Source organism: Arsenicicoccus bolidensis DSM 15745 (assembly GCF_000426385.1).
Taxonomy (GTDB): domain Bacteria; phylum Actinomycetota; class Actinomycetes; order Actinomycetales; family Dermatophilaceae; genus Arsenicicoccus; species Arsenicicoccus bolidensis.
Window position 1 is genome coordinate 45,489 of the sequence record NZ_AUFG01000021.1, and the last position, 22,702, is coordinate 68,190.

At 71.5% G+C, this 22,702-nt stretch carries 22 protein-coding genes and 1 pseudogene; 12 read left to right on the top strand and 11 right to left on the bottom strand.

The window, feature by feature from the left end:
• Nucleotides 1-9: 9 nt before the first annotated feature.
• The 3 genes from rplM (at nt 10) to glmM (ending at nt 2,541) form a co-directional block, all read left to right on the top strand.
• Nucleotides 10-453 (top strand): 50S ribosomal protein L13, encoded by a 444-nt coding sequence (rplM, locus tag K313_RS0112220; RefSeq protein WP_019286318.1) that lies wholly within the window; start codon nt 10-12, stop codon nt 451-453.
• Between the two features lie 42 nt (nt 454-495).
• Entirely contained in the window at nt 496-999 is a 504-nt protein-coding gene (rpsI, locus tag K313_RS0112225) for a 30S ribosomal protein S9 (RefSeq protein ID WP_019286317.1), read from the top strand.
• Between the two features lie 183 nt (nt 1,000-1,182).
• Nucleotides 1,183-2,541, top strand: coding sequence for a phosphoglucosamine mutase (glmM, locus tag K313_RS0112230; protein ID WP_019286316.1), 1,359 nt, complete (start codon nt 1,183-1,185; stop codon nt 2,539-2,541).
• A 122-nt stretch (nt 2,542-2,663) separates the two neighbouring features.
• On the opposite strand, the gene K313_RS0112235 is transcribed toward glmM, so the two are convergent.
• Entirely contained in the window at nt 2,664-3,137 is a 474-nt protein-coding gene (locus K313_RS0112235) for an Lrp/AsnC family transcriptional regulator (protein WP_019286315.1), read from the bottom strand.
• A gap of 121 nt (nt 3,138-3,258) precedes the next feature.
• Between K313_RS0112235 and pdhA the strand changes: the two genes are divergently transcribed.
• The 5 genes from pdhA (at nt 3,259) to K313_RS0112260 (ending at nt 7,725) form a co-directional block, all read left to right on the top strand.
• Nucleotides 3,259-4,500, top strand: coding sequence for a pyruvate dehydrogenase (acetyl-transferring) E1 component subunit alpha (pdhA, locus tag K313_RS0112240; RefSeq protein WP_029211848.1), 1,242 nt, complete (start codon nt 3,259-3,261; stop codon nt 4,498-4,500).
• On the top strand, nt 4,497-5,609 hold the full coding sequence (locus K313_RS0112245; RefSeq protein WP_019286312.1) for an alpha-ketoacid dehydrogenase subunit beta: 1,113 nt from the start codon (nt 4,497-4,499) through the stop codon (nt 5,607-5,609). The genes pdhA and K313_RS0112245 overlap by 4 nt, the downstream gene beginning before the upstream one ends.
• A complete protein-coding gene (locus K313_RS0112250; protein ID WP_029211849.1) occupies nt 5,606-7,024 on the top strand; it encodes a dihydrolipoamide acetyltransferase family protein in 1,419 nt (472 codons plus the stop codon). The genes K313_RS0112245 and K313_RS0112250 overlap by 4 nt, the downstream gene beginning before the upstream one ends.
• A 163-nt stretch (nt 7,025-7,187) precedes the next feature.
• Nucleotides 7,188-7,418 carry a hypothetical protein gene (locus K313_RS0112255; protein WP_029211850.1) on the top strand — a complete coding sequence of 77 codons (231 nt, stop codon included), beginning with the start codon at nt 7,188-7,190 and terminating at the stop codon, nt 7,416-7,418.
• Nucleotides 7,408-7,725, top strand: a complete 318-nt coding sequence (locus tag K313_RS0112260; RefSeq protein WP_029211851.1) for a type II toxin-antitoxin system PemK/MazF family toxin — start codon at nt 7,408-7,410, stop codon at nt 7,723-7,725. Before K313_RS0112255 ends, K313_RS0112260 begins: the two co-directional genes overlap by 11 nt.
• Nucleotides 7,726-7,815: 90 nt before the next feature.
• Here the strand turns inward: K313_RS0112260 and K313_RS0112265 are convergent, their stop codons facing one another.
• The 10 genes and pseudogenes from K313_RS0112265 to K313_RS0112310 all read right to left on the bottom strand — a co-directional run bounded on the left by K313_RS0112265 (nt 7,816) and on the right by K313_RS0112310 (nt 17,345).
• Nucleotides 7,816-8,877 carry a hypothetical protein gene (locus tag K313_RS0112265; protein ID WP_029211852.1) on the bottom strand — a complete coding sequence of 354 codons (1,062 nt, stop codon included), beginning with the start codon at nt 8,875-8,877 and terminating at the stop codon, nt 7,816-7,818.
• Nucleotides 8,874-9,881, bottom strand: a complete 1,008-nt coding sequence (locus tag K313_RS0112270) for a protein phosphatase 2C domain-containing protein (protein ID WP_029211853.1) — start codon at nt 9,879-9,881, stop codon at nt 8,874-8,876. The genes K313_RS0112265 and K313_RS0112270 overlap by 4 nt, the downstream gene beginning before the upstream one ends.
• Nucleotides 9,882-10,026: 145 nt before the next feature.
• Nucleotides 10,027-11,172: a vWA domain-containing protein gene (locus tag K313_RS24260; RefSeq protein WP_029211854.1), complete on the bottom strand. Its 1,146-nt coding sequence runs from the start codon at nt 11,170-11,172 to the stop codon at nt 10,027-10,029.
• A 73-nt stretch (nt 11,173-11,245) separates the two neighbouring features.
• The gene (locus tag K313_RS23080; protein ID WP_240483979.1) at nt 11,246-12,064 is read right to left on the bottom strand and encodes a hypothetical protein; all 819 of its coding nucleotides are present in this window, start codon (nt 12,062-12,064) and stop codon (nt 11,246-11,248) included.
• Between the two features lie 150 nt (nt 12,065-12,214).
• Nucleotides 12,215-12,277 (bottom strand): annotated as a pseudogene (locus K313_RS24890) (zinc-ribbon domain-containing protein); the annotation flags it as partial.
• A 13-nt stretch (nt 12,278-12,290) separates the two neighbouring features.
• A complete protein-coding gene (locus tag K313_RS0112290) occupies nt 12,291-12,770 on the bottom strand; it encodes an antitoxin (RefSeq protein ID WP_019286304.1) in 480 nt (159 codons plus the stop codon).
• 136 nt (nt 12,771-12,906) lie between these two features.
• Complete coding sequence (locus K313_RS0112295) at nt 12,907-13,749, bottom strand: MOSC domain-containing protein (RefSeq protein WP_019286303.1); 843 nt, start codon at nt 13,747-13,749, stop codon at nt 12,907-12,909.
• Entirely contained in the window at nt 13,746-14,477 is a 732-nt protein-coding gene (locus K313_RS0112300) for a carbonic anhydrase (protein WP_029211856.1), read from the bottom strand. The genes K313_RS0112295 and K313_RS0112300 overlap by 4 nt, the downstream gene beginning before the upstream one ends.
• Nucleotides 14,474-16,204, bottom strand: a complete 1,731-nt coding sequence (locus K313_RS0112305; RefSeq protein WP_029211857.1) for a fumarate hydratase — start codon at nt 16,202-16,204, stop codon at nt 14,474-14,476. Before K313_RS0112305 ends, K313_RS0112300 begins: the two co-directional genes overlap by 4 nt.
• Before the next feature lie 82 nt (nt 16,205-16,286).
• Complete coding sequence (locus K313_RS0112310; RefSeq protein WP_029211858.1) at nt 16,287-17,345, bottom strand: LacI family DNA-binding transcriptional regulator; 1,059 nt, start codon at nt 17,343-17,345, stop codon at nt 16,287-16,289.
• 224 nt (nt 17,346-17,569) lie between these two features.
• Between K313_RS0112310 and K313_RS0112315 the strand changes: the two genes are divergently transcribed.
• From K313_RS0112315 to K313_RS0112330, 4 genes are all read left to right on the top strand, one after another.
• On the top strand, nt 17,570-18,919 hold the full coding sequence (locus K313_RS0112315) for an ABC transporter substrate-binding protein (protein WP_029211859.1): 1,350 nt from the start codon (nt 17,570-17,572) through the stop codon (nt 18,917-18,919).
• Complete coding sequence (locus K313_RS0112320; RefSeq protein ID WP_029211860.1) at nt 18,916-20,079, top strand: carbohydrate ABC transporter permease; 1,164 nt, start codon at nt 18,916-18,918, stop codon at nt 20,077-20,079. The genes K313_RS0112315 and K313_RS0112320 overlap by 4 nt, the downstream gene beginning before the upstream one ends.
• Nucleotides 20,076-20,990: a carbohydrate ABC transporter permease gene (locus K313_RS0112325; protein ID WP_205621861.1), complete on the top strand. Its 915-nt coding sequence runs from the start codon at nt 20,076-20,078 to the stop codon at nt 20,988-20,990. Before K313_RS0112320 ends, K313_RS0112325 begins: the two co-directional genes overlap by 4 nt.
• A gap of 229 nt (nt 20,991-21,219) precedes the next feature.
• Nucleotides 21,220-22,524, top strand: coding sequence for an ABC transporter substrate-binding protein (locus K313_RS0112330; RefSeq protein ID WP_029211862.1), 1,305 nt, complete (start codon nt 21,220-21,222; stop codon nt 22,522-22,524).
• Nucleotides 22,525-22,702 lie beyond the last annotated feature (178 nt).

Consider the following 22,702-nt stretch of genomic DNA (forward strand, 5'->3'; position numbering starts at 1 on the left):
AGAAACACCGTGCGTACGTACACCCCGAAGCCGGGCGAGGTCACTCGCACCTGGCACGTGATCGACGCGACCGACGTCGTGCTTGGCCGTCTGGCCGTCCAGGCCGCCACGCTCCTGCGTGGCAAGCACAAGGCGACCTTCGCCCCCCACGTGGACATGGGCGACTTCGTCATCATCATCAACGCCGAGAAGGTCGCCCTCACCGGCGCCAAGCTCGAGAAGAAGCGGGCCTACCGCCACTCCGGCTACCCGGGTGGTCTGAAGAGCCAGAGCTACGCCGAGCTGCTCGACAAGGACCCCACCCGGGCCGTCGAGAAGGCCATCCGCGGCATGCTGCCGAAGAACTCGCTGGCCCGCCAGCAGCTGACCAAGCTCAAGGTCTACACCGGCGACAAGCACCCGCACCAGGCCCAGCAGCCTGTCCCCTTCGAGATCACCCAGGTCGCGCAGTAATCCGCCTCGCGCGACGCTGCCGTAGAGATTTAAGGAAACAACGTGGCTGACACCAGCATCGACGTCGAGAACGTTCTCGACACCGACGAGCCCGAGCTCACCGAGTACACCAGCGAGTCCTCGACCGCGGTCGAGCCCGCCCGCAAGCCCTCCGCCTCCGCCCCCGGCGCGGCGACCGGTCGTCGCAAGCAGGCCATCGCCCGCGTGCGCATCGTCCCCGGCACCGGCGAGTGGAAGATCAACGGCCGCACCCTGGAGGAGTATTTCCCCAACAAGGTGCACCAGCAGATCGTCAACGAGCCCCTCAAGGTGCTCGAGCTCGACGGCGCCTACGACGTGCTCGTGCGCGTACACGGCGGTGGCCCCTCCGGCCAGGCCGGCGCGGTCCGCCTCGGCGTGGCCCGCTCGCTCAACGGTGTCGACGAGGAGCTGAACCGTCCGACCCTCAAGAAGGCCGGCTTCCTCACCCGCGACGCCCGCGTGCCCGAGCGCAAGAAGGCCGGTCTCAAGAAGGCCCGCAAGGCTCCGCAGTACTCCAAGCGCTGATCTGATTCCGCGCCGCACCGGCCCTGCGCCATCGAACGGCGGTCGCCCCTCTCGGGGCGGCCGCCGTTCGGCGTGCCGGGGGCGATGCGGACGCCGTCGACCCCTCGCGTAGTACGGTCGAGGGCAGACCACTCTCAGCTGACCGGGTCCGCCCTCGCGCGGCCCGACGACGAAAGGCCTCCTGTGGCTCGACTTTTCGGCACGGACGGCGTCCGCGGCCTCGCCAACCGGGACATCACCGCGGACCTGGCCCTGCACCTGTCGGTGGCGGCCGCGAGGACGCTCGGCGACAAGGGGGCCTTCGGTGGCCAGCGGTCCGTGGCGGTCGTCGGCCGCGACCCCCGCGCCTCGGGCGAGTTCCTGGGTGCGGCGGTCTGCGCGGGCCTCGCGTCGGCGGGCGTCGATGTCCTCGACGCGGGCGTGCTGCCCACCCCGGCCATCGCCTATCTCACGGCCCGCATGAACGCCTCGATCGGCGCCGTGCTGTCGGCCTCGCACAACGCGATGCCCGACAACGGCATCAAGTTCCTCGCCAAGGGCGGGCACAAGCTCTCGGACGCGCAGGAGGACGAGATCCTCGAGCGCCTGGACGCCGAGCAGCAGTCCGCGGGTGAGCGTCCGACCGGTGCCGCGGTCGGACGCATCCGGCCGTTCCCGCAGGGCGCCGATTTCTACATGGAGCACCTGCTCGAGGCGGTCCCGACCCGTCTGGACGGCCTGCACCTCGTGGTCGACGCGGCGCACGGCGCGGCCAGCCAGGTCGGTCCCGAGGTGTTCGAGCGGGCCGGTGCCACGGTCGACGTGATCGGCGCCTCCCCGGACGGCCTCAACATCAACGACGGCTACGGCTCCACCCACCTCGACCGCCTTTCCGAGGCGGTCGTCGCTCGCGGCGCCGACCTCGGCTTCGCCTGGGACGGCGACGCTGACCGGTGCCTCGCGGTCGACGCGCAGGGCACGGTCGTCGACGGCGACCAGATCATGTCGATCCTCGCGCTGGCCCTCAAGGAGCAGGGACGCCTGGCGGGCGACACCCTCGTCGTGACGGTGATGAGCAACCTCGGCCTGCTGCAGGCGATGGAGCGCCAGGGCGTGGCCATCCGCCAGACCGGCGTCGGCGACCGCTACGTCCTGGAGGACATGCGGGCCAACGGCCTGTCGCTCGGCGGCGAGCAGTCGGGTCACGTGATCATGCTCGACCACGGCACCACGGGTGACGGGGTCCTGACCGCCCTCATGCTGGCGGCGCGGGTCGTCGAGTCGGGGCGCTCGCTGGCCGAGCTCGCCTCCGTCATGACCCGCCTGCCGCAGACCCTCGTCAACGTCAAGGGCGTCGACAAGGACGCCGTGGACCGCAACGACGCCGTCAAGATCGCCGTCGCCGAGGTCGAGAACGAGCTGCAGGGCTCGGGCCGGGTGCTGCTGCGCAAGTCGGGGACCGAGCCCCTCGTGCGCGTGATGGTGGAGGCGCAGACCGAGGAGCACGCCAGGCAGGCCGCGGAGCGCCTCGCCAAGGTCGTCAAGGACAACCTCTCGCTGTGACCGGGCCTGAGCGGCCCCGCCCGGCCATGGCTGTGTCGATGGCCCCGGCCGGCAGGATCCGCCTGGGTTCGACACATCGGCCTGCGGTGCCAACCCAGGCGGACGTGACTACCTGAGGTAGGTCAGGGGAAGGACGGGACCTCGCCGCGCGACTCGGCAAAGATCAGCAGGGTCCGCGTGCTGGTCACCCCGGGGATGGTCTGGATGCGGTCGAAGACCACCGACCGCAGCGCCGCGTTGTCCTGCGCCCGCACGAGCACGATGACGTCGTACTCCGCAGCCACGAGCGCCACGTGCTCGACGCACGGCACCTGGACGAGCGCGTCGCGGACCTCCCGCCAGGAGTTCTGCTCGACCGACACCAGGACGTACGCCGACGTGCCCAGCCCGGCCGCCTCGGGGTTGACGCGCACGGTGAAGCCGTCGACCACGCCCTGCTCGACCAGCCGGTCCAGCCGGGCATAGGCGGTGGCGCGCGACACGTGCAGCCGCTCGGCGATGGTGCGCAGCGACTGCCGCCCGTCGTCCACCAGGGCGCCCAGCAGCGCGCGGTCGACCTCGTCGAGCGGTGCGTTCGTCCGCGTCTCGTCAGACATGTGGCCCCCATCCGGTCGGTTGGAGAGCCGATCGTCCGGTTCTCCGCCGCCTCATTGAACCATCGGGCCGGCGGGGCGCACCATGGCGTCACCCCGCTCCACGACATACCGGAGGCTGTCGATGACGACACCCGACCACGTCGCGGGCCGCGCAGCCGCGCAGGCCGTCGACCATCCCGACCACCCGCACCGGCACGAGCCGTTCCAGGCCGGGCTGATCCCCGCTCCGGAGCCGGTGCGCTTCCTGGACGGGGAGGGCAACCGGGTGGAGCCGGTGACCGACGACTACGTCGAGCCGGACGCCGACCAGCTCGTCGAGTGCTACCGCCGGATGGTGGTCGGGCGGCGCTTCGACATCCAGGCGACGGCGCTCACCAAGCAGGGGCGCCTGGCCGTCTATCCCAGCTCGCGCGGCCAGGAGGCCTGCCAGGTCGGCTCGGTCCTCGCGCTGGGCGAGCAGGACTGGGTCTTCCCGACCTACCGCGACAGCGTCGCCCTGGTCAGCCGCGGGGTCGACCCGGTCGAGGTGCTCACCCTGCTCCGCGGTGACCAGCACTGCGGGTATGACGTCGCGCAGACCCACGTCGCGGCCCAGTGCACGCCGCTGTCGACGCAGCTGCTGCACGCGGCCGGGCTGGCGCACGGCGAGCAGCGACGGGGCCGCGACACGGTCGTGATGGCGTTCATCGGGGACGGGGCCACGAGCGAGGGCGACTTCCACGAGGGGCTCAACTTCGCCGCCGTCTTCAAGGTCCCCGCGGTCTTCGTGGTGCAGAACAACGGGTGGGCGATCTCGGTGCCGCTCAGCAAGCAGACCGCGGCACCGTCGTTGGCCTACAAGGGGATCGGCTACGGCGTGGTGTGCGAGCAGGTGGACGGCAACGACGCCGTGGCCGTGCTCGCCGTCATGAACAAGGCCGTCGCCTGGGCGCGCGCGGGCAAGGGTCCGGTGCTGCTCGAGCTGCACACCACGCGGCTCGAGGCGCACACCAACGCCGACGACCACCTGCGGTACCGCTCCAAGGAGGAGCTGGCGGCCATCGCCCATGAGGACGCCGTGGCCCGCCTCGAGAAGTACCTGCGCCACCAGGGTCTGGTCGACGACGCGTTCGTCGCGGAGGCCAAGGCCGAGGGCGAGCGGCTCGCCGCGGACCTGCGCGAGCGCATGAACCTCGACCCCGAGACGCACCCCGACGACCTGTTCCGGCACGTCTACGCGACCCTCACGCCGCAGCTGCGCGAGCAGCGGGCGATGCTGCACGCCGAGCTCGACGCCGACGCCGACGCCGACGCCGACGCCGACGCCGCGTCCGAGTCCGACTCGCAGGCAGCCCACGACCCGTCGACGGAGGACGTCCGATGAGCACCGTCACCTTTGCCTCCGCGCTCAACCGGGCGCTCGCGGACGCCATCGCCACCGACCCGGACGTGCTCGTCTTCGGCGAGGACGTGGGGGTGGCCGGCGGCGTCTTCCGGATCACCGACGGCCTCGCGGCGACCTATGGCGACGACCGCTGCTTCGACACCCCCCTCGCGGAGTCGGGGATCATCGGCTTCGGCGTGGGGCTGTGCATGGCGGGCTTCCGGCCCGTCGCCGAGATGCAGTTCGACGCGTTCGCCTACCCGGCGTTCGAGCAGATCACCTCGCACGTCGCCAAGATGCGCAACCGCACCCGCGGCTCCGTGACCATCCCGATGACGATCCGCATCCCGTTCGCCGGGGGCATCGGCGGGGTCGAGCACCACTGCGACTCCTCGGAGGCCTACTACGCCGCCACGCCGGGGCTCAAGGTCGTGACGCCGGCGACGGTCGAGGACGCCTACCTGCTGCTGCGGGCGGCGATCGACGACCCCGACCCCGTGGTGTTCATGGAGCCCAAGCGCCTCTACTGGTCCAAGGGCGACGTCGACCTGGACGACCTGTCGGCGCGCTGGGGGAGCGGGTCGCTGACCCACGACCAGGTCCTTGGTCGGGCCGCGGTGCGACGGTCGGCCTCCGACGTCTCGCGCGCGGCGACGATCGTGGCCTACGGCCCCACCCTGTCGGTGGCGCTGGAGTCCGCCGAGGCCGCGCGCGAGGAGGGCTGGGACGTCGAGGTCGTCGACGTGCGGTCGCTCGTGCCCTTCGACGACGAGACGGTCGTGGCCTCGGTGCGCCGCACGGGCCGTTGCCTGGTGCTGCAGGAGGCCCAGGGCTTCGCGGGCGTCGGGGCGGAGATCGCCGCCCGCGTCCAGGAGCGGGCCTTCCACTCCCTGGCCGCGCCGGTGCTGCGCGTCACGGGCTTCGACATCCCCTATCCCGCACCGAAGCTCGAGCACCTGCACCTCCCCTCGGTGGACCGCGTGCTCGACGCCCTGGCGCGGCTGCAGTGGGACGACGAGCCGGACACGCGCCACCTCGAGCCGGCTGCGACTGCGCCGGCAGCGTCCACAGCGTCCTCAGCGGCGCAGGCGGGGGCGGGTACCCGATGAGCCACAAGGTCTTTCACCTGCCGGACCTCGGCGAGGGCCTGACCGAGGCCGAGGTCGTCAGCTGGCTCGTCGGCCCCGGCGACACCGTCGTCGTCGACCAGCCCATCGCGGTCGTCGAGACCGCCAAGGCCCAGGTCGAGCTGCCCTGCCCGTATGCCGGCAGCGTGGTCACCCTGCACGGCGAGGCCGGGCACGTGGTCGACGTGGGTGCGCCGTTCATCACGGTGGACGTCGACGTGCCTGCGGACGGGATCACCGGCGGTGGGGCGAGCGAGGCGTCCGACGTCGCCGTCGACACCTATCGCGAGGAGGAGCGCGCCGGCTCGGGCGCCGTCCTGATCGGCTACGGCACGAGCGAGGGCTCCCGTCGGCGGCGTCGCCGCGTGGGGGCGGGTGGCCCGACGGCCCCCGCCGCCGGGTCGTCGCTGCCGTCGGCCGCGCCCGTCATGGGCGACACGGCGGGACCGGTCGTCGACGAGCACGTGCCGCCCGAGGTGTCCAGCAAGCCCGGCGCCGCCGTCCGCGTGATCTCCCCGCTGGTGCGTCAGCTCGCCGACGAGCACGGCATCGACCTGCGGACCGTCACCCCGACGGCGCCGGGTGGCATCATCCGCCGGTGCGACGTCATGGCGGTCGTCACGGCCCGCGGTGAGGGTGGCGCGCCGGGATCCCTTGCGCCGCAGTCGGAGTCGCGCGTGACGTCGACCGCGGGGTCCCCGACCCCGGATCGCCGGATCCCGCTGACCGGCATACGAGGCACGATCGCCAGCCGGCTCGCCACCTCGCGCCGCGAGATCCCCGACGCGACCACCTGGGTCGACGTGGACGCGACCGACTTCCTCGCGGTCCGCCGCCAGCTCGCCGACGCGCGGCCCGAGGCACGCATCGGCGTGCTGGCCCTGCTGGGGCGCGTCATGGTCGCCGGCCTCCGGCGCTATCCCGAGCTCAACTCGACCGTCGACACGGCGGCCAACGAGGTCGTGGTGCGCGGGGCGATCAACCTGGGCTTCGCCGCGCAGTCGCCGCGTGGGCTCGTCGTGCCCGTCGTCCACGGCGCGGACGAGATGACCCTCGCCGAGCTGTCCACGGCGTTGCGCGAGCTCACCACCAAGGCCATGGACGGCACGCTGTCCCCGGCCGAGATGACCGGCGGGACGTTCACGCTCAACAACTACGGGGGGTATGGCGTCGACGGCTCCACCCCGATCATCAACCACCCCGAGGCGGCCATGGTCGGCGTGGGACGGATGATCGACAAGCCGTGGGTCGTGGACGGGGCGCTCGCCGTGCGCAAGGTCGGCACGATCGGCCTCACCTTCGACCACCGGGTGTGCGACGGCGGGACCGCGGGCGGCTTCATCCGCTACGTCGCCGACTGCATCGAGCGCCCGACCACCCTGCTCCTCGACCTCTGACCGAGCCGCCCAGTCACCCCACTCACCCCGCCTGCCCCATCCCCTGCCAGGATCGTGAGTGTTCTCTCCAAGAATCTTGGACAAAACACTCACGATCTTCGGGGGTCGAGAGGCGGGGCCGAATGGCGCGGGTCTTGGTGTCTTACGGAGGTAATACTCACGTATGACGACTGTGACCTTCCGCGCGGACGAGCAGCTGCAACGGCTGCTCGTCGAGCTGGCACGACCGGGCGAGACCCGCACCGACACTATCCGGCGAGCGCTGCAGGAAGCGTCGTCGTTCGAGCGACGAGAGCGGATGCGTCTCGAGGCCCTGGCGCTGTCCTGCGACGAGGTGGATCGCGCCGAGTCCCGCGCCGTCCTCGATGACGTGGAGGGCGCGCGTGCGTGGTGACGTCCACGAGCTGCCTGCGCCTAGAGGGGCGCCTGGGCACGAGCAGCGGGGTCGCCGCTACGCCGTCGTCGTGCAGTCGGACGACCTGCTGCTGTCCACCGTCCTGATAGCACCGACCACGACGTCGGCCCGCGCCACCTCGTTCCGCCCCGCCATCGAGCTCATGGGACGAGACATGCTGGTGCTGGTGGAGCAGACCGCCGCCGTCGACCCCGCTCGGCTGGGGCCGTGGGTGGGGCGGCTGAGTCATCATGAGCTCGTCGACGTCGACGACGCCTTGCGTCTGGTGCTGCAGCTCGACCTCTGAGTGCCCCTCAGCCCCAGGATCGTGAGTGTTTGGTCCAACTTTCTTGGACCAAACACTCACGATCTGGGGAGTGGGGATCCGGGGGAGGGGTCAGCGGATCCAGGAGCCGTCGGGGGCGCGGCGCCAGCCTCCGGCGCCAGGAGCTGGAGCCGCCTGGGGCGCCGCAGGGGCGGCAGTGGCGGCCGGTGCCGTGGGGGACGCAGCGGATGCCGCACCTGCCCCGACCGTGGTCGAGCCGGGGGTCGGAGCGACGGGCAGGCCGGCGAGCCGGGCCGCCCGCAGCCGGGCGAAGTAGTCCGCCCACTGCGCGCACGACGGGCGGTGCCCGGGCGTCTCGGACAGGGACGCGGCGAGCAGGTGCTGCCCCTCCGGGTCGAGGACGTCGGCGACCCGGCGGGTGTCGCGGGCCGTCGAGGCGTTGGTGCCGGGGGACAGGCAGCGCAGGACGAACAGCGCGTACTTGTAGACGTCGGTGTAGCTCGTCAGCTGGGTCTGCTCGGCGGCCGGCGGCTCCCAGTCGGGGGTGTTGAGCTGTGGGACGGCCGACATGGTCCCGCGCACGCGCACGGCGTCGCAGTCGACGAGCATGATCCCGGCGTCCGCGCGTCCCGGCCCGACGGAGAACAACGCGTTCTTGGCGTTGAAGTCGCCGAACACGACGTTGTTGGCGTGCAGCAGGGCGAAGACGCGGGCCAGCTCCTCGCACAGGTGCAGCCGCTGGTGCAGGTTGACCAGCGGGAAGCCGAGCTTGGCGCACCGGTTGGCCGCGAGGAAGAGGAACTGGATCTCGCGTTCCTTGCGCATGGCGGATCCGGTGATGGACCGCCCCACCTGGACGAACGAGTCCGGGATGAGCGGCATCAGCAGGCCGACGACGCGACCCTGGTCGCGCACCAACCGGATCGGCCACGCGGCGTGCGAGTCCAGCAGGTCCCGGTCGGGGGCGCTCATGCGCGAGCGCACGCCGACGATGGCCTCGAGGCCGCCGCTGGCGAGCTGGCCCGCCTTGAACTCCTTGTAGGCGAGGCGGTGGTGCACGTCGGGCAGCTGGAGCGTCAGGCACCGGTAGACCCGGCCCTGACCGCCCTCGGCGATGTACTCCAGCTGCCCGAGCTGCGACCGCTCGATGAGCTCGCCGGCCGACAGGCTCACTCGGGCACCACCAGCCAGACGCCGATCGCGCCGCGGTCGTCGTCGAAGGTCTTTCGCCCGAACGCCACCTGCGCCGCGAACTCGAGCGGGTGCGGCGGCCGCGCCCACAGCCGTGCGAGCTCGCGACCGACCTCGCCCCCGCCGGATCCCAGCGGGTCGCCGACCCCGTCGGTCATCAGCACGAGTGCCGCACCCTCGCCGAGCGTCGTCTGCACCGGCACCGGGTCGGCCTCCGGCACCAGCGGGAGGCAGGCGGTGGCGGACTCGGCGATGACGTTGCCGGCGTTCTTGACCTCGCCGAGCGCGATCCAGCCGCGCTCGTCGTCGACGATCCAGGCGCTCGTGTCACCGAGGCGCACGACCGTGACGGCGTGGGTGCCGTCGTCGCTCGGCCGGGTGGCCACGATGCCGATGACCAGCGTGGTCGCCATCCGCTTGGCGACGTCCCGCTGCGTGAGGTCCACCGTCGGCTCGGAGTCCGGCAGCGTCGCGCACACGTCGGCGAGCAGGTCCGCGAGCCGGGTGTAGATCTCGCGGTAGGGGATCTCGGCCGGCTCGTGCGTCTCGAGCATCGTGATGACCTGCGCCGCGCCCTCCTCGGTCGCCATCTTGGCGGCGAGGTGCGACCACTCCCCGGCGGAGACGCCGTCGGCCACGAGGCAGACGAGCCACTCGCCGTCGCGCGAGAGCACCGTGCAGTGGTCGTCCTGGCGGGGGTCGGCATACTGCTGGTGCGCCAGCCCCCGCGAGCTGGCCCCGCGCAGGATCAGCCGCGGTGTGCCCTCGGGGTCCGGGATGGTGGCCGCGTCGATGACGATGTCGTGCGCGTCCCGGTGCTTGAGCTCCGTCAGCGAGACCGCATGGGAGAAGGCCCGACCCGGGTCGCCGATCGTGTAGGCCTCGAACGCGCCCGTCCGCCGGATAGGCTCCGCGGCCGGCGCGGGGACTGCCGCAGCCGGCTCGGGCTCGGCGGAAGCGCCCGCCTCAGCAGGAGCCTTCGGCATGGCGGGAGCCTCGAGGGATGTGTCCGGCTCGGCGGGAGCCTGGTCGGACGTCTCCGGCTGCGGGGGCGCTGCCGGCTGGTACGGGCTGGCCGGCGGGGCGCTCGCGGATCCCGCCGGAGCGCCCTCGCCTGCGTGGCCGGTCGGCTCAGAGGAAGACATCGTCGTCCGCGGCGTAGGACTTGACGCCGTCCTCGGCCTTGGGCAGCACGATCCCGTTGCTGCCCTGGGCGAGACCCGTCGAGGACTGGATGACCGAGGTCACGAGCAGCTTGGCCATCTTGGTGACGGCGGACGCCGCGGTCTGGTCCTGGTCGGCCATGAAGAGGCGCATCGCGCGCTCCGGCGGGTTCTTGGGGTGGATGACCTCCTGCAGGATGCGGGGGTCGGCGCCCTGGAGGCCGAACGGGATGATGTTGGGGTACATCCGGTTGCCCGTGCCGGACGCCTTGTCGTACTGCGTCAGCGCGGCGAAGGCGGCCTTCCAGTCCGGCTCGGCGTCCGTCGGCGCGCCGTCGGAGAGGAAGAACACGGCCGGGCGGTGCACGGCGAAGCCGTCCGCCTTGAGCTGGTTGACGTCCCGCTCGATCTGGGTGCGCAGCAGGTCGAAGGCCGCCTTGTATGACGTCCGCCCCCGCCCCTCGAGCTGCGGCAGGGTCGTCTGCTCGAGCAGGTCGCACAGCGGCAGCACCATGCGGGCGTCGTCGCTGAAGTCCATGACCCCGAAGCGCACCTTGTCGCAGATGATCGGGTCCTTCTCGAGCGCCTGGACGAGGCTCGGGAGGATGTTGTTGGCCTCGGTGAGGGCGCCGCTCTCGACCATGGAGTGGGAGACGTCGCAGACGAGGTAGAACGGCAGGAGCTTGGCCTTGTCGTCCTGCGGCGCGGGGGTGTCGATCGAGCTCGGTACGGGCTGCGCGGGGGCGGCGGGCACGGGCGGAGCAACCGGGGCCGCGGGCGCGGGCGTGGCCGCCGGGGTCGGCGAGGGGGCGGGCGGCTCGACCGGGGCCGGGGGCTCGACGGGGGCCGGCGTGGCGATGGGCTGGGTCGGCTCGGCGGGCGTCGGGATCGGCTGGGTCGGGTCGACCGGTGCCGGGCCCTGGCCGGGGGTGGGGGGCGTGGGCTCGGTCGAGCCGGGTGCCGGGATGCCGCCCGGCTCGCTCGCCGGGGCGCCGACCGGTGCCGCGGGCATGCCGGGGGTGGTGGGTGCGGTGGGGACGCCGGGCGCGGTGGGCTCCGTGGGGACGGGCTGGGTCGGCTGCGGCTGGGTGGGGTCGGTCGGGGGCTGGGTCATCGGATCCTCCGTGGTGGGTTGATGGGTGATGGCTGATGAGTGGCGGGTGCGGACGGTGAGGCGTGAGGGCGGGTCAGCCGACGACGGCCTCGCCGCCGTAGAGGAAGACCAGCGCGCCCGTGCTGCTGACGCACTGCGCGGGCTGGTCGTCGGTGCAGAGCAGGCGGACGTTCGCGTCGCGGGCCTGGCTGTAGGCGGTGACGGTGGTGGTCGAGCCCGCTCCGCCTGCGGCGACGTACGCACGCTGCACCGCGACGGCGAACGCGCAGGACGTGCGGTCGTTGCCGGCGGCGGTCGCGGCATACGGTCCGGTCCCGGTGCGGGCGCACTCGCGACCGGTGATCCTGGCCGCCGGGTAGGCCGCGGCCGTCGTGGGCGCGCTGGTGACGGGGGAGGACGACGCGGAGCCGGTGGGACCGGTGGTGCCCGAGCTCGCGCCGGACGTGCCGTCGGTCGGGGTCGGGCTCTCGGTGGCGCTGTCGGTCGGGCTCTCGGTCGGGGAGGCGCTCCACGACGAGGTGGGCGAGGGCGACGCGGTGTCGTCCTGGCCGCCGGAGAGCAGGCCGAAGCCGAGCACCGCACCGGCCAGCGTCAGGAGCACCGGGATGGCCAGGACCAGCAGGATCAGGCGCAGGAGCATCCCGCCGCAGCCCGGCCCACGCCGGACCTGACGACGGTCGCCGTAGCCGCCCGGGTAGCCGGGACCGCCGCCCTGGGGCGGGAACTGCTGGGGTGGGAACTGTTGGGGCGGGTACTGCTGGCGCTGCTGACCGGGGTACCCGGCATACGGTCCCTGTTGCTGACCGGGGTAGGGCCGGCTCTGCGGGACCTGCTGCCGGGTGCGGCCACGAGGCTGGCTCGGGGGTCGCTGGCGCGTCGGTCGCTGGGGCACGGGCACGACCTGGGGGCGCGGACGCTGCTGGCGTGGGCTACCGGCAGGGGCGGCCCCGGGGCCAGGCGTCGCGCCCGTCGCCGGGCTCGATCCCTTCGGCGGGGCCGAGGGGGCAGGCGCCGCGGGCGGGGGCGTCGCCAGGACCATCTCGCCGCAGGACGGGCAGAAGGTCGCGCCCTCGGAGATCGCGGCGCCGCAGTGGGGACAGCTCATCGTCGGCTCGGCCTCAGGAGGTCCGGGTCCACTGGCCGTCCGGCCCGCGGTGCCAGCCCTCCTTGGGCTTGTCGGGAGCCGGGGTGGGAGTGGTGGAGGGGGGCGTCACCGGGGTGGAGGGCGAGGCCGGGGCGACGGGAGGGACCGACGACGACGCAGCGGACGCCGTTGGCGACGAGGTCGTGGAGGGGGCTGCGGTGCCCGGCGCGCCGGTGGCCCCCGGGGACGCGGGTCCGCCGGCGACGACGTCGACGCCCTTCTCGACCCAACCCTTGGCGGACTCGACCTGCGAGTGGTACTTGCGACCGGTCTTGTCGTCGACGGTCCGCACGAGCTTGTCCAGGGCGCTGGAGATCTTGCCGCGGTTGGCCTGGGTGGTCTGGGCGACCTGCGTGCGAGCCTGGACGGCCGCCCCCTTGGCACCCTGCAGGAAGGTGTCGAGGGCGGAGGGGCCGGGCTGCTGGGGCGGGGTGCCGGTGGGGCCGGTGGTCATCGGGTCTCCTGAGGGCGAGGTGGGCGAGGGTCTCTGACTGCTCACCTACCCCGGGCAGGGGGTGCGCAATCCCCGCCGAGCACCTCCCCGCCCCCGACATCGTGAGGGTTCGGTCCAAGAAGGTTGGACGAAACCCTCACGATCCCTGGATGGGGGTGACCTCGTCGCCGACGCGCAGCGTGCCCGTGCCCTCGGGCACCAGGTTGACGCCGAACACCAGCCGGCCGTCGATCGCGTTGTGCTCGCCAAGCGACCGCAGCGGCTCCTTGGTGCGGTCCAGCGACGTCGTGTCGTAGGTCGTCATCACGCAACGACCGCAGTGCTTGGCCATGCGGAAGGTCATCTCGCCGATCCGCACCCGGTCCCAGCCCTGCTCCTCGAGCGGCTCGCCGCCGTCGACGACCACGCTGGGCCGGAACCGGTCCATCGTCAGCTCGACCCGCGGCTCGCCGCGCCGGTCGGTGCTCTCGTCGACCCACTCCTGCAGCCGCCCCAGCGAGGGGGTGCTGGTCAGCAGCAACGGGAAGCCGTCGGAGAAGGTCACGGTGTCGCCGGGCTCGGCATACCGCTGGTCCACCGGCCGGAAGGTCGGGTCGTCGCACCACACGAGGTGCAGGCCGGTGCGGCCGAGGTAGTCCTCGAACCACGCGCTCGCCTCGGGCGACGCCTCCCGGCCACGGACGGCCGCGCCCCAGACGACGCCCTCGCGATGCTCGCCCTGGTCCGGGACGCTCACCTCGAGCGGGTCCACCGCCCCGGCCGTATGCCGAACCACCAGCGCCCCGTCGTGCGTCCGGTGCTCGGCGCGGAGCAGGAGCAGGGTGGGGGCCTCGCGGGCGCTGATCATGCGACCGTCGTCCTGCAGCAGCATCCAGCGGCGGTCGTGCCGGATGCTCCAGTGCTCGACGACGGCCTCGGGCACGGGCACGCCGCCGGCGGACTTCAACGGGTAGTAGGCCAGGTCGGTGACCCGGGTCATGCGCCGACCCCGGGCGCCGTGCCGCCGCCAGGCCCCGTGCCGACCCCGGGCGCCACCCCGACCCCCGGCGCCACGTCGATCCCGGGACGCGCGTCGCCGATGTCGCCGAGGTGGGCGATGTAGCGGACGTCCCCGTCCGCGAGGCGGTAGTTGATGCCGACGATGGCGAGCCGGCCGTCCTCGACGAGCTGCTGCAGCAGCGCCGACCGCTCGGCGAGCATGTTGACGGTGCGTCGCACGTGCCAGGCGTTGACCTCGTCGGGGGTGGCGTCGGGGCCGGCGCCGTGGGAGGAGCGGGCCTGGATCACCGAGGGCATGACCTTCTCGACCAGGTCTCGGATGTAGCCGCCGGGGATGGTGCCCGTGTCGGTCGCCTCGATCCCGGCCTTGATCGCGCCGCAGGTGTCGTGGCCCATGACGACGATGAGCGGGGTGCCGAGGACGCCGGGGCCGAACTCGACGGTGCCGAGGACGCACGGGTCGAGCACGTGGCCCGCGGTGCGGACGACGAACAGGTCGCCGAGGCCCTGGTCGAAGATCATCTCGGCGGCGACGCGGGAGTCCGAGCAGCCGAACAGCACCGCGAAGGGCCCCTGCCCGGCGGCGAGCTCGGCGCGGCGGTCGACGTCCTGGTTGGGGTGCTCGCGACGCCCCGTCACGAACCGGGCGTTGCCCTCGACCAGCTGCTGCCAGGCCTCGGCAGGGGTCAGGGTGGTCCGCTCGGTCATGCGTCGACGTCCGCGCGGGTCGTGATGGTCATGACGGTGGGCTTGGAGAACTCGGCGAAGAAGTCGTCACCCTTGTCGTCCACGACGATGAACGCCGGGAAGTCCTCGACCTCGATGCGCCACACGGCCTCCATCCCGAGCTCGGGGTACTCCAGCACCTCGACCTTCTTGATGCAGTCCTGTGCGAGGCGGGCGGCGGGGCCGCCGATGGACCCGAGGTAGAACCCGCCGTGCGCCTGGCAGGCGTCGGTGACCTGCTTGGAGCGGTTGCCCTTGGCGAGCATGACCTTGGACCCGCCCGCGGCCTGGAACTGGTCGACGTAGGAGTCCATCCGGCCGGCCGTGGTCGGGCCGAAGGACCCGGACGCCATCCCGTCGGGCGTCTTGGCGGGTCCGGCGTAGTAGACGGGGTGGTCCTTGAGGTACTGCGGCATGTCCTCGCCGGCGTCGAGGCGCTCCTTGATCTTGGCGTGCGCGATGTCGCGGGCCACGACCAGCGTGCCGGTGAGGGACAGCCGGGTCTTGACGGGGTGCTTGGTCAGCTCGGCGAGGATGTCGTCCATGGGGCGCGACAGGTCGATCTCGACGACGTCGGGACGCGCAGCCCCGTCAGCCCCAGCCCCGGCCCCGGCCCCGTCAGCCCCACCCTGCACCAGGTGCTCGTCGGTCGTGTCGGGCAGGTAGTGGCCGGGCTCCATCTCCAGCTGCTCGATGAAGACGCCCTCGGCCGTGATCTTGCCGCGGCACTGGCGGTCCGCCGAGCACGAGACGGCGATGGCGACGGGCAGCGAGGCGCCGTGGCGGGGGAGCCGGATCACGCGCACGTCGTGGCAGAAGTACTTGCCGCCGAACTGCGCGCCGATGCCCTGCTTGCGGGTGAGCTCGAGGACGCGCTCCTCCAGCTCGAGGTCGCGGAAGCCGCGGCCGGTCGCGGCGTTGCCGGTGGTGGGCAGGGTGTCGAGGTACTTCGCGCTCGCGTACTTCGCCGTCTTGAGGGCGAACTCCGCGCTCGTGCCGCCGATGACGATGGCGAGGTGGTAGGGCGGGCAGGCCGCCGTGCCGAGCGAGCGGATCTTGTCGTCGAGGAACCTCATCATGGCGTCCGGGTTGAGGATCGCCTTGGTCTCCTGGAAGAGATAGGACTTGTTGGCCGAGCCGCCGCCCTTGGCCATGAAGAGGAAGGAGTACTCCGTCTCGTGCCCGCGCTCGGTGTCGGCATACAGCTCGATCTGCGCCGGCAGGTTGTTGCCGGTGTTCTTCTCCTCGAACATCGAGACCGGGGCGTTCTGGGAGTAGCGCAGGTTGAGGCGCGTGTAGGCGTTGTAGACGCCGCGGGCCAGGGGCTCCTCGTCGACGCCGTCGGTGACGACGTGCTGGCCGCGCTCGCCCTTGACGATGGCCGTGCCGGTGTCCTGGCACATCGGGAGCACGCCGGAGGCGGAGATGTTGGCGTTCTTGAGCAGGTCGAGGGCGACGAACTTGTCGTTGTTGCTGGCCTCGGGGTCGTCGAGGATCCTGCGGAGCTGGGCCAGGTGGGCCGGTCGCAGGTAGTGGGCGATGTCGTGCATCGCGGTCTCGGACAGCAGGGTGAGCGCCTCGGGCGCGACCTTGAGGAACTGTCGGCCGCCGGGGCCCTCGACCAGCTCGACGCCCTCGGAGGTCAGCTTGCGGTAGGGGGTCTCGTCGGTGCCGTGCGGCAGTAGGGCCTCGTAGGCGAACTCGGGCATGGTCGTGCTCCTGCTCCTCGATCCAGCTGCGGTGGGCCGACCCTCGCCCTCGTCGGTGAGCGGCGGCCTGTCGCCCTCCAGCCTAGGCCGGGGAGCTGCCGTATGCCGCCCCGGGGCGGGCCACGGACGCGCGGGGCACGGCGGGGCACGGCAGGAGCGTGCGCTCCGGCAGCGCCCCCACCGTCCCGTGCACGAGCGCCTCGGCCGCGAGCCGCCCCATGTCGTAGAGGGGGAGCCGCACCGTCGTCAGCTGCGGGGTCAGCTGCTGGATCACCGGCTCGTGGTCGTCGTAGCCGACGACGGACAGGTCGTCGGGGATCCGCAGCCCCGCCTCGGCGGCCGCGAGGTAGACACCGAGGGCGATCCGGTCGTTGCCGCACACGATCGCGGACGGCCGGTCGGGCCCGGCCAGCAGCTCGCGGGCCAGGGCGTAGCCCGAGTCCACGTAGTAGAAGCCCTCGCGCACCACGACGTCGCCGGTGCTGGTCGGGACGCCCAGCTCCTCCAGCTCGGCCAGGAAGCCGTCGATCCGCAGGGGCGTCGCCCAGGCGCCGGCGTGACCGCTGAGGTAGGCGATGCGGCGGTGGCCATGCTCGGCCACGAGCCGGGCGGCCTCGCGCCCGCCGAACTCCTCGTCGGGGAGGAAGCACGGCCCGCGCCCGGCCGGGTCGAAGCAGTTGGCGAGGACCCAGGGCAGGTTCGGCATACGGTCCGGCAGCTCGATCCCCCGGGTCCCCGAGCAGGTGATGACCAGGCCGTCGACCTGGCGGTCGGCGAGCTCCTCGATCGCCGATTGCATGCCGTGGGGCCGCCGCCCGGTGTGCGTGACCAGCAGCACCGTGCTCTCGCTCCAGGCGAGGTCGTGCGCGCCGTTGACGGTCTCGCCCGAGAAGGCCTCCATCGCCGGCTCGTCCACCACCACGCCGATGGTGCCGCTGCGCTTGCGGCGCAGCCCCTGCGCCGTGCGGTTGGGGCGGTAGTCGAGGTCGTTGACGGCCTGCAGGACCCGCGCCCGGGTGGCGGCGCTGATCGTCTGCTTGGAGTCGGGGTTGAGCACGAAGGAGACCGTCGTCGCGGACACCCCGGCCCGACGTCCCACGTCGGCCAGGGTCGGTCGCCGGCCACCCCTGCGTAGCTCCATAGCGGGCAACGTTAACCATGTTGATCGTTCAGCACATCGTTCGAGCGGGCGATGTCACAGGTTCGTTGCATTGCGTTCAGCCCGTTGACGGGGGGAGCGCGCGCCACCACTATGGGGTCACTAAAACGTCAAAGGCCGCTCGCAGCGTCGCGTGCACCCGGAGCCCCAGGCTGCCGGGTCCCGGCTCGGCACACGGCCCGGGACCTAGGGATGAGGAAGTCCAAATGCGTGTGCGCAAGCTCTCCACGGCGGCGCTCCTGTGTGGCGTCGTCGCGATGTCGACGAGTGCCTGTCTGCAGAACCCCCAAGGCGGTGCGGGTGGTGAGGGCGGTGGCCTCTCCGGCACCGTCGACGGGGGGACGGCGGACGGCGACAAGACCGTCACGATCCTCGGTGCCTTCGGTGGCGACGAGGAGAAGTTCTTCGTCCAGTCGCTGCAGAAGTTCCAGCAGGAGACCGGCATCAAGATCCAGTACACCGCCGACACGGACTTCACGACGACCATCAAGTCCAAGGTCGGCTCGGGCGACTCGCCGGACATCGGCCTGTTCCCCCAGCCGGGTGGTCTGCTCGAGATGGCCGGGCAGAACAAGATCCAGCCGATCGACACCTACCTCGACTACGACAAGCTCGACAGCACGCTCGTGTCGGGCTTCATGGACTCCTCGCGCTACAAGGGCCGCGTCTACGGCGCCCCCATGCGCATGGCCGTGAAGTCGATCGTCTGGTACCCCAAGGCCGCCTACGACAAGGGCGGCTTCAACAAGGAGCCCAAGACGATCCAGGAGCTCTACGGGGTCGCCGACAAGATCAAGGGCACGGGCGTCGCCCCCTGGTGCGTGGCGTGGAACTCCGACCAGGCCACCGGCTGGGTCGGCACCGACTGGCTGGAGGAGTACATGCTGCGCATGTACGGCCCCGAGGTCTACGACCAGTGGACCTCGCACGAGATCCCGTTCAACGACCCGCGCGTCGTCAAGGCCCTCGACGAGATGGCCAAGATCCTCAAGGCCCCCGGCAGCGTCTACGGCGGCACGCAGGCCATCCTCAACACCAAGTTCGGCGAGGCCATGACCCCGGCCTTCGCCACCCCGCCCAAGTGCATGCTGCACCGCCAGGGCAACTTCGCCACGACGTTCTACCCCAAGAACGTCCAGTCCGATCTCGACAACCAGGTCGGCACCTACCCCTTCCCGCCCTACCAGGGTGGGTATGACGGGAAGCCGATCCTCGGCGGCGGCGACCTCGCGGCGCTGTTCAACGGCAACGACCCCGACGCCAAGAAGGTCATGGAGTTCCTCGCGGGCGACAAGTTCGGCGCCGAGTGGGCCAAGGCCGGCGGCTGGCTCAGCCCGCACAAGACCTTCGACATGAAGAACTACCCGAACGAGACGACGCGCAACGTGGCCAAGATGGCGACCGAGGCCGACATCTTCCGCTTCGACGGGTCGGACCTCATGCCCAAGGAGGTCGGCTCCGGCAGCTTCTGGACCGGCATGGTCGGGTGGGTCAACGGCAGCAAGACCTCGCAGCAGGCCGCTGACGAGATCGAGAAGAGCTGGCCGAAGTCATGAGCACCGCCGTCACCGAACGCCCGGCGGGGCACAGCGCCTCGCCGCACAGCGCTCCCAAGGTCGACGACGGCCGGCTGAAGCCGGGCCGCCTCGTCCTGGGATTCCTGGGCATGGTCGTCGTGGTCTGGCTCATCGCCAACCTCTTCCTGGCCTTCGCCTACTACCCCCAGTGGTTCCTCAGCAGCAAGATCATCATCGGTCTGCTGGCCCTGGTGGCCGGGGTGGGTGGCGCCGCCATCCTCTTCTACTTCCTCAACATGTTCGTCGAGGCCCTGCCGCGCCGGCTGTCGGAGGGGCTCATCCCCTACGCCTTCCTGCTGCCGGGCTTCGGGCTCATGTCCCTGATGCTGCTGTACCCGACGGTCCAGACGCTCGTGTACTCCTTCGCCAACAAGGACAGCACCGCCTGGGTGGGGTTCGATAACTACCGCAACGTGATCGCGGACCAGGAGTTCCGCACGTCGATCTTCAACAACTTCCTGTGGCTGCTGATCGTCCCCGCCACCACGGTCGCGCTCGGCGTGATCGTGGCCGTGCTGGCCGACAAGCTCTCGCCGCAGGGGGAGAAGATCGCGAAGTCGGCGATCTTCCTGCCCATGGCCATCAGCTTCGTCGGCGCCTCGGCCATCTGGTACCTCGTCTACGCGTGGAACGCCGAGGGTTCCTCGCAGACCGGTCTGCTCAACGCCGTGGTCACGGCCTTCGGCGGCACCCCGCAGACCTGGCTGCAGATCTCCAGCGGTCGCCTCAACTCGCTGCTGCTGATGGTCATCCTGATCTGGCTGCAGGTGGGCTTCGCGATGGTGCTGCTGGGCTCGGCCATCAAGGGCGTCCCGGACGACACCCTCGAGGCGGCCCGCATCGACGGCGCCAGCGAGTGGCAGATCTTCTGGAAGGTCATCATCCCGCAGATCTGGGGCACGATCCTGTCGGTCTTCATCACGACCGTGATCCTCGTCCTCAAGGTCTTCGACATCGTCTACGTCCTCACCAACGGTCGTGACAAGACCAACGTGATCGCGAATCTCTTCTTCAACGAGATGTTCGCCAACAGCGACTCCGGCAAGGCCTCGGCGATCGTCGTGATCCTGCTCGCGCTGATCATCCCCGTCCTCATCTACCAGGTGAAGATGTTCCGTGAGCAGGAGGCCAACCGATGAGCACGAGCACCATGGCGGCTCGCACGACCGAGCCCCAGCAGGTGACCCGCGCCAAGGGCACCATGAAGGACGGTCGCCGCCGCAGCATCGTCTCGATCGTCACCCTGACGATCCTCGGCCTGATGTGGTGCCTACCGACCCTGGGCCTGCTCGTCACGTCCTTCCGGACCCGTGACGACGCCGCCACCTCCGGCTGGTGGACGGCGCTGCTCAACCCGTTCGGGCAGGGCTGGACGCTGTCGAACTACTCGACCGTGTTCACCCAGGCCGACATGGGCAACGCCTTCATCAACTCCCTGGTGGTAGCGATACCCGCGACGATCATCCCGATCATGTTCGCGGCGTTCGCGTCCTACGCGTTCACGTTCATGGACTTCCCGGGCAAGGACGTCCTGTTCATCATCATCGTGGCGGTCCTCGTGGTCCCGATCCAGGTGGCCTTCCAGCCGCTGCTCGACCTGCTCGGGCCCCGCGGCCTGGGGATCTCGGGGCAGTACATCGCGGTCTGGCTGCTGCACACCGGGTTCGGCATGCCGCTCGCGATCTACACGCTCCGCAACTACATGAGCACCCTGCCGCGCTCCATCGTGGAGTCCGCCAAGATCGACGGCTGCGGTCACTTCCAGACCTTCTGGAAGCTCGTGGCGCCCATGTCGATGCCGGCCATCGCGGCGTTCGCCACCCTGCAGTTCCTGTGGGTCTGGAACGACCTGCTGATCGCCAAGCTGTTCCTGAAGTCCGAGAACACCACGGTGATCGTCAAGCTCCAGGGTCTGCTCGGCACGCAGGGCCAGGGCCAGGAGCTGCTCACCGCCGGCGCGTTCATCTCGATGATCGTGCCGATGCTCGTGTTCGTCGTGCTGCAGCGCTTCCTGGTGCGCGGCATGACGTCGGGCGCGGTCAAGGGCTGAGCCGGAGCGTATGCCGGGGCCACGGCCACGCGGCGGTTCCGGCATACGGCCGGTGCAGGGCTCGCATCCTCTCGAGGGTGCGGGCCCTGCCCCTTGTCTGCTGTGCGGTGCCGGCTCGTCGGGTGCTGGCTCGGCGGGGGCTCGCGCATCACGTGCTGGCCTGTCAGGCCGGGGCTTGTCGGTGCGCGCGAGTAGGGTCGGTCGCGACGGGTCGAGAAGGGAGCTGCCGATGCGGGCGCGTGGTGTGGTCGGTGTCCTGGCGCTGCTGATGGGACTGGTGGGCGGAGCTGCCGGGTGCTCCGAGGGGGCCTCGGTCGAGACCGCCCGGGGCGGCTCCACGATCGAGGTGATGTACGCCTTCTCCGGCAGCCAGGCCACGGGCTTCAAGGAAGCCGTGGACGCGTGGGCGGGACGGCACGACGTGCAGGTCAGCTACTCCGGCAGCGACGACCTCACGACCGACCTGCGGGCGCGCATCGCGGCGGGCAACCCGCCCGACCTGGCCGTGCTGCCGCAGCCGGGGCTGGCTCTGGAGCTCGCGCGTGCGGGAGCCGTCGAGCAGCTCGACGACGTGCTGCCGGTCAGCCGCGTGGCCTCCGGCATGGTGCCGGGCATGGTCGCGCCGCTGCAGACGGGCGGCCGCACCTACGGCATCCCCGTGGCCATGAACGTCAAGTCCCTGCTGTGGTACGACCGGCATGCGCTGCACGCGGTCGACATCGATCCGCCGCAGACGATGGACGACCTCGCGGCGGCCGCCGACCGGCTGCGCGACCACGGCAGCACGCCCTGGTGCCTCGGCATCGAGGACGGCGCCAACAGCGGCTGGGCCGGGACCGACTGGATCGAGGAGCTCGTGCTCAAGGGTGCCGGGCCCGAGGTCTACGACGGGTGGGTCGCCGGGCGCGTGCCGTTCTCCGACGAGCGGATCAAGCAGGCCTTCACGACGTATGCCGAGGTCGTGCAGCACGACGCGGTGGAGGGCGGCGGACCGGCGGCAGCCCGACGGGACGTCCGTCACGCCGCCGACGGGCTCTTCGCCGAGCCGCAGCGGTGCGCTCTGCTCAAGCAGGGCAGCTATGTCACGCAGCAGGGCTTCCTGCCAGAGCGGGTGCGCACCGCCATCGACCAGACCACCTCGGTCGTCGCCTTCCCCACGGGCGACAACGACGCGATCGAGGTCGGGGGCGACAGCGCGGTGCTCCTGCGCGGGCACGACCCGGCAGCGCGCGACCTGGTCCGCTACATGGGCTCGGACCCGCGCTTCGGGGCGGACTGGGCGGGCTCGGAGGACCGCGGATTCATCTCTCCTCGTGAGGACTTCGACCTCGAGCGCTACGCCAGCACCACGACGCGCAAGATCGCGTCGGCGGCCTACCAGGCGCAGACCGTGCGCTTCGACGCGAGCGACCAGATGCCTCCGGCCCTGGGGTCTGGGGCGTTCGCGCGCGGCATGGTCGGGCTGACCGCCGGCACGGTCACGGTGGACCAGCTCGTGGCGCAGCTGGACGCCGCGAGGGCCAAGAAGGGCTGACGGACCGCAGGCCGACGCAACGGCCGCCAGCGCGGCGCCGGACCGGGTGCCGGTCTCCTCCACAGAGCCGCTGACCTCGGAGCCACTGGCCCACGAGGACGTCTTGACGCTGCGGGCCGACCCGAACTGAGCTCCCGGCTCACGAATGGTCGCCTGTGGCGCCTGGAACCCCCTCCGG